At 66.6% G+C, this 11380-nt stretch carries 12 protein-coding genes and 1 pseudogene; 2 read left to right on the top strand and 11 right to left on the bottom strand.

Annotation, left to right across the window (positions count from 1 at the left end; genetic code table 11):
* Positions 1-134: 134 nt before the first annotated feature.
* The 11 genes from MPTA5024_RS18175 to fxlM form a co-directional block, all read right to left on the bottom strand.
* Entirely contained in the window at positions 135-620 is a 486-nt protein-coding gene (locus MPTA5024_RS18175; RefSeq protein ID WP_036325232.1) for a hypothetical protein, read from the bottom strand.
* Between the two features lie 408 nt (positions 621-1028).
* Complete coding sequence (locus MPTA5024_RS18170) at positions 1029-2051, bottom strand: DUF932 domain-containing protein (protein ID WP_036325231.1); 1023 nt, start codon at positions 2049-2051, stop codon at positions 1029-1031.
* Positions 2052-2186: 135 nt separating this feature from the next.
* The gene (locus tag MPTA5024_RS18165) at positions 2187-2747 is read right to left on the bottom strand and encodes a hypothetical protein (protein WP_036325230.1); all 561 of its coding nucleotides are present in this window, start codon (positions 2745-2747) and stop codon (positions 2187-2189) included.
* Positions 2748-2995: 248 nt separating this feature from the next.
* Complete coding sequence (locus tag MPTA5024_RS18160) at positions 2996-3307, bottom strand: hypothetical protein (protein WP_036325229.1); 312 nt, start codon at positions 3305-3307, stop codon at positions 2996-2998.
* Entirely contained in the window at positions 3294-4790 is a 1497-nt protein-coding gene (locus MPTA5024_RS18155; protein WP_036325228.1) for a YifB family Mg chelatase-like AAA ATPase, read from the bottom strand. The genes MPTA5024_RS18160 and MPTA5024_RS18155 overlap by 14 nt, the downstream gene beginning before the upstream one ends.
* 5 nt (positions 4791-4795) lie before the next feature.
* Positions 4796-5878, bottom strand: a complete 1083-nt coding sequence (locus MPTA5024_RS18150; protein WP_051458311.1) for a DUF4192 domain-containing protein — start codon at positions 5876-5878, stop codon at positions 4796-4798.
* Between the two features lie 70 nt (positions 5879-5948).
* Positions 5949-6254 carry a hypothetical protein gene (locus MPTA5024_RS18145; protein ID WP_157099533.1) on the bottom strand — a complete coding sequence of 102 codons (306 nt, stop codon included), beginning with the start codon at positions 6252-6254 and terminating at the stop codon, positions 5949-5951.
* Entirely contained in the window at positions 6251-6685 is a 435-nt protein-coding gene (locus MPTA5024_RS18140) for a hypothetical protein (protein ID WP_036325226.1), read from the bottom strand. Before MPTA5024_RS18140 ends, MPTA5024_RS18145 begins: the two co-directional genes overlap by 4 nt.
* Positions 6686-6723: 38 nt before the next feature.
* A complete protein-coding gene (locus tag MPTA5024_RS18135) occupies positions 6724-7122 on the bottom strand; it encodes a hypothetical protein (RefSeq protein ID WP_036325225.1) in 399 nt (132 codons plus the stop codon).
* Between the two features lie 656 nt (positions 7123-7778).
* Entirely contained in the window at positions 7779-8522 is a 744-nt protein-coding gene (locus tag MPTA5024_RS18130) for a hypothetical protein (RefSeq protein WP_198167218.1), read from the bottom strand.
* A gap of 724 nt (positions 8523-9246) precedes the next feature.
* Entirely contained in the window at positions 9247-10467 is a 1221-nt protein-coding gene (fxlM, locus tag MPTA5024_RS18125; RefSeq protein ID WP_036325223.1) for a methyltransferase, FxLD system, read from the bottom strand.
* Between the two features lie 174 nt (positions 10468-10641).
* On the opposite strand from fxlM, the gene MPTA5024_RS42320 reads away from it, so the two are divergent.
* Both MPTA5024_RS42320 and MPTA5024_RS43590 read left to right on the top strand, forming a co-directional pair.
* Positions 10642-10938 (top strand): hypothetical protein, encoded by a 297-nt coding sequence (locus tag MPTA5024_RS42320; RefSeq protein ID WP_036325222.1) that lies wholly within the window; start codon positions 10642-10644, stop codon positions 10936-10938.
* Positions 10920-11281: pseudogene (locus MPTA5024_RS43590) on the top strand (RNA-binding S4 domain-containing protein); the annotation flags it as partial. The gene MPTA5024_RS42320 and the pseudogene MPTA5024_RS43590, both read left to right, overlap by 19 nt.
* Positions 11282-11380 lie beyond the last annotated feature (99 nt).

Raw genomic sequence — 11380 nt, 5'->3', positions numbered from 1 at the left:
TCATTGCCTGTGGGCATCGAGTCAATCCCAGCGATGGCAAGCGGTAGGCCGTAGGATCGCGATGACCGATCTCAATCTGCCTTTGATCACAGAGTTGAAGTTGGTCGGAGGGCCGGTTCTTCACGAGCCGGCCCTCACTCCTCTCCCAGGCATCGTTGCAACAGCACGAAGCCCGGCATCTCGCTCCTCGGCCGGATCCCGACCTCGAAAATCTCTGGCTCCTCGAAGACGGGCTCTCCGCTGGGGCGACGCGCGTAGGCGACTCGCCCGTAGTCGACGCCGTCACCCCGGTCGAAGCTCATCCACGTGATGGCTTCTTGCTCACCTTCCCGCAGAGGGTGATTGGAGACGGCTCGCACTGCGATCGTGCTCGGTGGCTTGAACACCCACACTTGCGGAACCGCCAGCACCCATCGAGCCGCGTCGATCTCAGCCGCCTTCTCAGCTGCCCTGGCCTCGAACGCCGCCGCAGTCGAGCTGTCGCGCAGGTAGTCGTAATCGCTCAGAGTCAGCTTCCGCGCGCCCTCGAGCGCGATGATCGCCGGGCACTCACGAGCCACGATGTTTCTCTCCAGACGCTCCACCACGTCGAACAGCAGATGCGCGGTCGCCTCGTTCATGTCGCCTCTGGCCCCCTCGCTCGCGGCGTTGACAGTCCACCAGGGTTTCAGAAACGGTCGCACGAGGGGCAGATCCCGGAGAAGCTCTATCGTTGCGGTGGCACCTCAGACGGCTGGTGGCACCCAGCGCGTCGAAGACGCGCGCGCCAATCTGGTCCGCCGTGATGGCAGATTTGCGAAACGGCTCACACCACGTGCCCTGCGGGCGCGAAGTGCTCGCTGCTCCGTCTCCCGAAGCCGTTTCTCACGCGAGTGTGGATTGCGGCGCCCGCTTTGGCCGACGCTCCGACGATCTTTGCTGGGTGCTGGCAGCCCTTGCATGCGGGAGCGCTTGGGGAACACGCAACCTCCTTCCGTTGACTACGGCTCCTCGCCCCTTGCGGGACGGGGAGCCGTGTGAGTGTGATGTCAGACAGCTATGGCGAGCGGCTGATCCAGCACGGCGGCCAGCGTGCAGAGGGTGCCGCGGTCGAGATCGTCGATGCCGCCCGTCACCGCGCGGAGCATGTTTCGCTCAGCTCGCTCGGCGCCGCGTACGTTCTGCTCGTGGTGCGTGAAAGTGCTCACCGCCTGGACCACGCCCCAGGCCGTACCACGCCACGGAGCCACTCGGAGGTCGTGGTTCCAGAGCTTGGCCAGGGCGTCTCGCTTACTTTCCGCCATGGTGCGGCTGCGGCCTCGCTCTCGCGGCATCGGTGCGTGGGCGTCCAGGAATGCCTGCCACTGCCGCTCGGTGATCTCAACGCGGCACAGTTCGCGTACCGCCGTTGAGAATTCGTCGGCCAGTGCATACACGATGTGCAGCGCCTCGCGGGCCTCGGCGAGCCGGAACTTCGAATGCCGAGAGTGCTTGATCTTCACCTGCTGCCCGCGCTCGGCAAGGCCGGCGGCCATCGTGTTGTCACAGACGATGTTGGTCACCGCTCGCTTGAACGTCGTGGCCAGCGAGCCGTCAAAGGACGTCGCCCCGAACAGGTGGGGCCGGAACTCGACGCCTTCGGGCGTGACGACGTTCTCGGGCACCTCGACCGACACCCAGGCGACCGCTCCCCCCTTGAGCAGTCCGGCGGATCCGATCGACAGATCGGCGTCCAGAAGCCGGGAGACGATGTTGATCAGCCACTCGACGTAGGGATGTGGCTCGTACCCGTCGGAGAAGATGCCCATGACATGGCCGTTGTCGCTGCGCACGATGGCCTGTCGTCCGGGCACCTGGGCCAGCCCGCCGCGCGGGTCTTCCACGTAGACCGGGCTGCTCAGCGCCTCCCAGCCGAACAGCCGACGTTTGACGTCGTCCACAGGGATCGGGCCGAGGTAGTGGTTCGGCTCCTCGGCCTGCATGCTCGCGCGGTAGTGCCAGGCCGTACCACGCTTCTCGGTGAAGCCGATCAAGGTGTTGGCGTTCAACCACTCCAGAGACTCCTTGGACATGTTCCTTCTCCCCCTCGATGGAAATGAGAAAGGCACCGGCTGTAGCCGGTGCCCTCAATACTGTCGATACTTTTGGTAAGTCGACTTTCCTGATTTGCCCGCCTCTCCAGCGTGAGCGCCGAAGCTCGGGCGAGGTCACGTGGAGCGGTGCTGTACGGCGTAGGCGATGCGTTCGGTCAGTTCACGATCGGCCGCGCGAATCTCAATCGCGCTCGTGGTGTCGCCGTACACGGTGAACGAGCCGGAAGCGCCGTCCAGCCGCCACCGGACGACGGTCTCTCGCTCGTTCTCGGTGAGCGAGGCTTCCGGCAGCAACTCGACCAGGGTTTCGGCGATCTCGGCCCGCGTGCCGTTCTCAGCCGCCCTCTTTGCCAGCCGCTCGCGGCAGGCCAGCAGGTCTCGCCGGTAGTCGGGCAGTAGGCGGCGCTCGATCCTCTTCGCGACGAACTTCGCCCCTCGCGCCGCCGTCACCGTAATCTCATGCCGCCGCAGGCCGGGAAGCGTTCCTCTGCTGCCGCCGGGGTAGACACCGAGCACCCTGATCCGCCCCCGCTGATTCCAGATCGGATGCACGACGAGCCGGGCGGCGGCCGGTCCCGTCAGGTAGGCCGGATGACCGGGCCGCACCAGAGGGCTGAAGCCGTCCAGATGCTCGGCGACCTCGATCACCAGTTCCTCGATCTCCCATTCGTTCACTCACGGACTCCTTTCGCATTATTGATTGACGGGTTCAAAGCAGGCCCGCCCAGAGCGCAGACTGAGCCAATCAAGCGTCATCACTTCGACCGAATAGACGCTCATTGCTGGCGTATAAATACGGGGGCCGTTGCGGCCCGAACGTCCGTCCCCAAGGCCCTGACGCGCTGCAACCTGATTCGGTGCAGGCGTAAGAGGTTTAGCGGATTTCCCGAATCGGGACAGTGCCCGCCGATCGGCAAGCGGCTTTATGGCTGCTCTTCGTTGCGCATGCGTTCTTGGTCGGCGCGGAATCGGTAAATGTCCCGGCCGGGCTTGGCGCACTCCTGGCAGCGGCAGCCGTATCTGTGGATGTCGCTGATGTGGAAGAGCTGGATGCGGTCCTGCCACGGTGTGGGATAAAGCGACTCATCCAGTTCCACGTGGGCGCGTCCGCGCTGCTCGTTGACCTTGGTCACCGTGGCCGGGTAGTAGAAGGGCGATTGGTAGGACTCCGTCCACCATGGCCGTACCGGGATGTGGAAGAAGGGGCGGACCAGGACGCGGTCACCGGGTTCCATCGCCGTCTGCCCCCTTCCACAGCTCAAGGGCGCCCACCGCATCGTCGAACTGCGGGCGGTCGGCGCCGCGCAGGTCGGCCAGCGTCCATGCCACGCGCAGCAGCCGGGCAAGCCCGTCGGCCGTTACGAGCCCGGTGTTGACCGCCGATCGGAGCAGTTCGGCGGCCTCCGGTGCGACGGGAAAGCGCGTTCGCAGGTCTGGCGCGGGTACCTCGGCGTTGGTCCGCCACGGTGTGTCGGCCAGGCGGTGAGCCGCCCGTACCCTCGCTGCGAGCACCCGCGCGGCCACCGCCGCGCTCGGCTCACCCGCCCGCGTCCCGCGATTGCTCTGCTCAATAGGCGCGCGTACGGCGACACGCGGCAGGAGCAGGGCGAGGCGTGCCCGGTAACGGCGTCGGGCCTCCGGTGTGCAGGCACACTCTTCCCGCCCTTCAGGGCATGGGCAGGGACGGGCGTCGAGAACCAGGGTGAACCGCGCCGGGTAGCGGATGCTCCGGCCCTGCCCTTCGAGGTGGACCTGTCCGCTGTCCATTGGCCGGCACAGGCCGTCCAGGACCGGGCGGGTGAACTCCGGCGCGTCGGCCAGATGCAGTACACCGTGGTGGGCGAGTGAGACCGCGCCGGGGCGATTGGCCGCCACGCTGCCGAAGATCACTGCAGGAGTCTCCGAATGGTGCGGCGCGGACAGCGGCGGCGTGATCCTCGGCGCCCTGTCAGGGCGTCCTGCCAGCGAGTAGATCTCGGCGACCTGGCGGGCGGCCTCGTCGGTCAGCGGCGGCAGGATGCCCGGCAGGCGTTCGGCGAGCATCGTGGCCGGGCCGTCGCCGGACAGGAACAGGTGGTGCCCGCCCGCCGCGCAGACCTCCAGCGCGCGGCGGGCAGCCTGATTGCCGGGCACGTCGGCCAGGTCGACGGCGAATGACGACGACGGCGCAGACTCCGGCTCGCGGTCGTGGTGGTCGCGGAATATCCCGTGGCGGAGCTGGTCGGCGACGTCGGCCAGCCGGGTGACGGGCATCACCACGGCGCCGGGCACCTGCGCCGCCTCTCGCGCGCATTCGGCGGGGACGACGACTCTGCTGATTCCGGCCCGGACAGCGGCAGCCACCATTGGCAGGACGCCTCTGATAGGGCGGATCCCGCCGTCCAGGGCCAGTTCGCCGAGGAACATCCGCCCGGCGATCCGTTCGGGCGGGATGACACCTGCGGCAGCCAGCAGCGCCACGGCCAGCGCGAGATCGGCCGCCGCGTCGTAGACCGGCGGGATCATCGGTGACACGCTCACCGTGATTCTCGTGTCCGGCCACGGCGTTCCGCTGTTGAGGATCGCGGCACGGATCCGCGCACGGGCAGGCCAGACCGACGTCTCCGGCAAGCCGACCAGATACAACTCCGCGTCGCCGGGAACGGCGTCGGCTTCGATGTCCACAAGCTGTGGATGCAGGCCGACCAGCGCCACTGATCGGGTGGAGGCGTGGCCCATCCCGTTCACCACCCCACCGGTAGCACCGGTCGCGCAAGGTCCGGGCACTGCGCGGCCTTATCCGCGATCTCGTCGGCCATGCCCGCACAGTCCATCCCGGCGGCTGCCTCCGGCGGCAGACCGCAGTCCAGGGCAGTGCGGATCAGGCCCGCAAGGCTGTAGCGGGGATCGACCGACAGCGCCCGTTCCACGGCGACGCGCGCCAAGGGCCCGTCACCGGTGCGCAGTGCGAGGAACGCCAGCAGGGCGGCGGGAGGGGCGGCGAAGTCCGGTTCCACCCTGCGAGTGAGTTGGGTCCACAGCCTGATGTGCGTGTCGTCGTCGTATCGGCCGATCAAGGTCATGGCCGCGTCACGTACGAAGATCGCACTGAGCCGTACGCCGAGCCAGGCGACCTCGTCGGCGGACAGGTCCTGTCCGGCCTGGGTGCGGTCCAGTGCGACGGCGACCTGAGTGAGGCCCTCGTGATACCAGTCGCGATCTTCTTCATCAGTGAGCAGGCTGTGTGCCTGGGCGCAGGCGTCCCGTGTGGCGGCTTGCACCTGTTCCCGGTCCTGTCCGCCGTCCGGGGCGAGCATGGCTTCGAGTGCCGCGCGGTCGGGCCGGGCGACGTATCCGGCGAACACCGCCGCCGCGGCGGCCAGGTTGCTCCCGGCGTCGTACGGGACACCGTTGGGTGAGCAGCAGTCGGGATCGGGGCACGTGTACGACCAGTACCGTCCGTCCTCGACCCGTAGCGCGTCGATCGTGTCGATCCCTGCATCCGACAGTGCGCCGCGTACCGCGTCGATGACGGGGGTGACGTGCCACCCGGGCCCATACCCGATCAGCATCGCCCGCTCGGTGCCGTTTCGGGTGAGCAACTCGGCGAAGCGCCGGGCCAGGTCCGGTGTGTCCTCCGAGTCGTCCGGCAGGTCGACACGCACGCTGAACCGCAACCCCCGCCCCGTGCTGTCAGGGTCAGCGGCGGGTTCGAACGCCATCGCGACGATGCTGCGCTCCGGATGGAACCCCAGCATGTAGGGCACGATCGCGATGAAGTCCGCAGGACGGTTCAGCCGAACGGTGTGATCCAGACGAGAGGTCATAGGTGTTCTCCTGAACATGAAGAGCCCCCGGCGCGGTTAGCCGAGGGCGATGGAATGAAGAAGGGCGGAGTCAGCAGCGTTCGATGCGGACACCGTCGCGCGGTCCAAGGAAGATCCGCCGATCGGGGTAGTCGAGCCCGTCGGCGGAGCCGTACAGCGTGATTTCGCAGTCGTCCCCCACGCACGGGGTGAGCACGTTGGCGGCCTCGCGACGGGTGAAGGCGAAGTGCGAGCGCTGCCAGTAGCCGTACCGGTGCCGATCAGCTAGCTTCGCGCGGGCCTCGGCCAGGTTGGCGAACTCCTCCAGATCATCGGGCTCGGGCGGGCCGTACCCGTTGCCGCCGTGCCAGAGCCCGTACCAACGCGCCACGCTCATCCCCCGCAGCGGGACGGGCAGCCGGGCGAGGCGTGGTCGCCGCCGCAGTAGCCGCACCACTCGTCCATCGCGTAGATCGACAGATCCTCGGCGTACCGGTCGCGCCACTCCACCTGAGCCCTGATGTAGGAGTCGAAATAGTCGGCGTCGACCTCGCCCGGTCGCAGTGTCAGGTAGTGCAGGACCGTCCGCGCCGCGCTGATCAGCTCACCGGGCGTCAGAACCGCGCCGACACCCGAGCAGATGTCGGACCCGGCGAAGATCGTGCGGCGGCGCCGAGACAGCCGGTATCGCCAGCGGATCCGGCCTTCATCGGTCCGCCCGGCGGCCTCCACTTCCAACAGGTGATCGGTGTCGATCTGCCATGCGGGCACCAGCCGGGAGCTGATGATCCATCCGGGTGGCAGGGTCAGGGCATGAGTCATCGCCATGGCGACTCCAAAGGTTCAGAAAGGTGGAATGGCGGCCGTCAGTACCGGCGACGGCGGGCCAGGTGATGCGGTCGTGCGGCCGCGCTGACCGCGTGGATCTCGCAGTCCCGGAAATCCAGGGCATCGGCGAAGCAGCGTGAGCACCGGATCAACCGCACACGCACCCCGGAAGTCCGGTTGGTGTGCGTGGCGTCGATCCACAGATGGGTCTTGGCCAGGCAGCCCAGACAGGTGATCACCTCGGCAGCCTTGGGCATCGGCGTGAGCGCCACCGTCACCACGTACTCACGAACGCCGCCGGGATCGGCTGCGGGCACCAGAGTCGCGGTGTCCAGTCGAACCTCGCCCAACGCAGCCACGCGCATCACGCGGCCCCCGCCGCAGACCGTCAGGTCTCCCACGAACCAGCCCGGCGGGCCGGCAGAATTCACCTCCATACAATTGCCTCCCTTTCCACTGTGCCTGTCCGGCGGCCTTCCGTACGGTCCGGCGGATGCGGGAATCAGGACGCGCTTTCACGTATGGCGTGTCCGGCGCTCTCGCGGCGCGAATTGCGCTCACTTAAATACGGTGGCCGGAACGGCCCGACCGTCCGCACGCGGCAACATTTCCGCAGCATTGCCGCGCACGCCGCACCGACGGCCGACCGTTCCGGCCTCCTTGCCGTCCTGTGGCACGGCTACGTGAGCCACAGAACAACATGTGAGAACGAACATCGCGCCAGATGCTTCAGACGCGCACCGGCGGATTTAATTCTCACTTAAATACGGTGACCGGAACGGCCCGACCGTCCGCGCCCGGCGACGTTTTACCAACGTCACCGCGCACTATGCGAACGGTCAGGAACTCCGGTCTGTTGCCGTCCTACGGCTCAGTAACCAAGCCGCAGAACAGCACCGTAAGAGCGAACATCGCACCGGACGCGGCAGACGCGCACCGGCGGATTTCGCTCTCACTTGAATACGGGACGTACAACAGCCCAAGCGTCCACACTTGCCCGGCTACTTTGTGGCTCTGAAACGGGGTGCGGCGCATCCTGAGGGCATGAAAAAGGGCCTCAGAACGCTCTCTGAGGCCCTCTCAACGGGTTGCGTCAGTCCTCTACGCCGTTGGTTCCGCCGTGCACCATCGCGCTCCTGACGTCGTCAAGACGCCCCGACAGTTCGCGCCACTCCGCGCGTGCGGCATCCCGCACCCGGATCACGTTCCGGCGAGAGCCGTACGCGCCCCCGTAGCGCTTCTGAGCTACCTTGTTCAGGACCCCCGCACGGCCCAGATCATCGGCCTGACCTGCTACCTCCATCACATCCGTGATGGTTGGGAAGTCCTGACCGTCTCCGAACGCCTGACGGAAGATGACGGCGCTGTTCTGCGCAGTGCAGAAAGCTACGGCCGCCCGTGAGACGTTCTCGGCGTGTGGCAATCCACGCATGAGCTGAGCACCGGGCGTGGCGTCGACATCGCTCGGAGGAACATCGATGCGGTATCCGTTCCGCGCGGCGGCATCGCGAACCGCCCACCTCTGCAGGGTGGTCCGCGTGATTGTCATCTCTCCACCATCGCGCCGGACGTAGACCCACGCGGGGGACTCTGCCGTGCCTTCAGGAGCCATGTGGCAGGAAGCGATTATGTCTCGGATCCGCTGAGCGAAGAGAAGAACGGCATCCTGTGTGACGTCATCCGACACGTCATCGGTGCCGTACGGCGCATGTCCCTGCTTAACTATGGTGGCGCTTCCATCCATGCGCTTACGGGATCGCGTCGCGTCGACCGTTCGGCAATAGCCGCGTGCCAGCCGTCGGATTTCCGCCCAATCTTCCGGCGTCACCCTTGCCATATCTTCCGGCGTAAGCGTCTCCCCGGGAACGTTGGCGGGAACACACTTTCCAGGAGCCACCCCGTTGGACATCTTCCATCTCCGATCTCTTCTGTCAGGAGCGCGCCTTTCGCACCCCTACCGCCTTTGATCGGTTCAATCCAATCTCAGAACGGCGTCCAACTCAACGACATTCGGCGTTTCTTTACGCTATTTGATAAATGATAGGCTGGCCAGATAGGGGATCCGATTGGCAAGGAAGTTGACACTCTGGAGGGGGGTCAAGAAATTAAGCAAGCCAGAGGCAAGAGGTCGGCCAGATTGAGGGAGAGCTTTGATTGACCTCTAGGCAATGCAGGAAATCGAAGAATATATATTGCGGCGCCCATGAATCCAATAATAGAAAGAGAATCACCGCGCCGGCCCCCGTCGGTCCTCTGATAGGTGATGTCTGTCAGTCAGTCGGGCCGCCGAGTGGCTGGGGTTCTACATCCCCGACCTGGGGTTTCGCTGCCCTGCCGTCAGCCGCTCTCAATCGGCTGCCCACTGGCTTGTCATTGGTCATCTGAACGGTCATCACCTCTGGAAACGGCGCGGAGCGCTGCCGGTTCAGAACGGCAAGCACCTCGCGGCAGCATTCGCCCTGGCTTACGTAAGAGACGGGACCTGCTGCAACAGGCAGCTCCTCCTCCCTGGCGTCTCGGCACTGACGTACAACCCCTGCTGATAGTGCAGGCTGCAAGGCTCAGGCCCAGGCCATGACCAGTTGTGTGGGCCGCTTGCGGAAGATCCGGCCGACAGTTGGATTCGGCCCTGTGGCATCGGCGGGGTGGAGGCTGAAGGCCGGCCCGGGATGGTGGCGCCAGGCGTGATCCCAGACCTTGATCTGGTCATGGAGCCGGCGAGCGAGCTCGGCGCCGTGGTGGCCGTGTCCGTATACCCCGAGCTCGTAGTGCACCGCCGCGGTCGCACGTGGCTGGGCGTCGCGAAGGGTGAGGTAGGCAAAGCTGTCGCGGGAGATTAGGGCCGGGCAGTACCAGCGCAGGGCGGTCTGGACGAGATCGCGGTCACGATCGGGGTCCTGCCAGATCATGCCGAACCTGCCCTCGACGGTAACCAGCCACAAGCTGAGGGTGTCGAACGGCTCCCCTCTGTCGACCTCGACGCCGGTCCACAGCCCGGTGCGGGGTTCGACCAGTGCCCGGTCGAGAGCGTCGATGTCGAGTTCGGGGCCGTCTTCGATCGTCAGCTTGACGGCTCCACCGGCGAGGACGGCTTCTTGGTCCTTGTACGCCCCGGCCCCTTGCATGGGGATGAACCCGCACACCGTGGGATCCAGGCCCTGGAGCCGGTCGCCGTCGCGGACGAAGGTGATGGACCTGGTGATGGTGGCGAAGCGTAGGGGAACCACCATCCGGCCCTCCGGGGCAAGGAGCCGCCCCCAGGGGCAGTCCCAGGCGCCGGCGGTCACGAGGATGGCGTCGAACGGGCCGTACTCGTTGGCAGCGTGCTCGGCGTCGCCAAGAACGACCTTGACCTGTGGATATCCGGTGTCGGCCAGGAAGCGGGCCGCCCGCTCGGTGACCCAGGGATCGATGTCCACAGTGACCACGAAGCCGTCTGGGCCGACGATCTCGGCGATCAGCGCGGCGTTGTAGCCGCCGGAGCCGATCTCCAGGACTCGCGCGCCGCGGGTCAGCCGGGCGGCCTCCAGCATCTCGGCTTGCAGCCAGGGCGCGCTGATGGAACTGGTCGCCCTGCCGTTAGGGTCGCGTCTGGTGACGACGACATCCCAGACGGAGTAGGCGGCGACAAGCGGCGCCTCCGGCGCGAACCTTTCTCGAGGGACCTTCGCGAAAGCTGCGGCGACATCAGGGGAGCGAATCGAACCCCGCTCCTGGAGCGTGGTGACCAGGTCGGCACGCAGGCGATTGACGGACTGCGGTGAACGAGCGTCGGCGGTCACTCGCCCGACGTTAGCGGAAGGCCGCTGTTTCCAGCGCGGTTTGGGCCGGCACCCCGGCTGGACGCGGTTGGGGTGGGCCAGATCAAGGTGACGGAATGACGACACCCCTCGCCGGTCCCCCAGCAGGTGGCACCGCTCCGATGCGTCGAGCGCCACACCCGTCCAGAGGACACGATGACCAGCCTCAGGACCACCATCGACGTCGTGGTCCTCACGATGAACGATCAGCCCGAGGTGTTCCGGGCGGCGATGGCATCCCTCCTCGCTCAGCAGAGCGTCGACCTCCGCGTGGTTACCTTGGGCGACGGAGTGGAATTCAGCCGTCTGAGGAAAATTCACGTCGATGATCAGATCATCCCTGCCGTCCCTGTTGAGGTCATCGGCACGCCGCTTGCCCTTGGCCAGGCGGGCTTGCATGCCGGCAGCCGCGCCGCTCTCAGTAAAGTGTCGGAGTGTCGAGTGAGCAGGTGAGTGCGCGGGTGGACATCTGGATCTGGTCAGTACGGCTGACCAGGACTCGTTCGATCGCGTCCGACGCCTGCCGGGGCGGTCACGTCCGGGTAACGGGGTGCGGGTCAAGCCCGCGCACGTTGTCCGGGTCGGTGACGAGGTCCGTCCGCGGCACGAGGGGCGCGAGCGCATTGTGGTCGTCTCCCGCATCATCACCAAGCGCGTCGGCGCCCCCGTGGCCGCCGAGTGCTACGTCGACAAGAGCCCTCCGCCTCCTCCGCACGAGGAAGCCGTGACGGTGGCCGTTCGGGCTCGTGGCGCGGGACGTCCCACCAAACGCGAGCGCCGCAGCATCGACAAGCTGCTCGGGCGCCCGGTTGTGGAGGGGCGGGGCCGTCCGGGCACGTCCGGAGTGAATGGGCACCCCGCATCGACCTGGATGCGGGGTTCTTGGGTGATCGGC

This window comes from Microbispora sp. ATCC PTA-5024, assembly GCF_000511135.2.
Lineage (GTDB): Bacteria > Actinomycetota > Actinomycetes > Streptosporangiales > Streptosporangiaceae > Microbispora > Microbispora corallina.
This window is presented reverse-complemented; position numbering and strand designations above follow the sequence as displayed.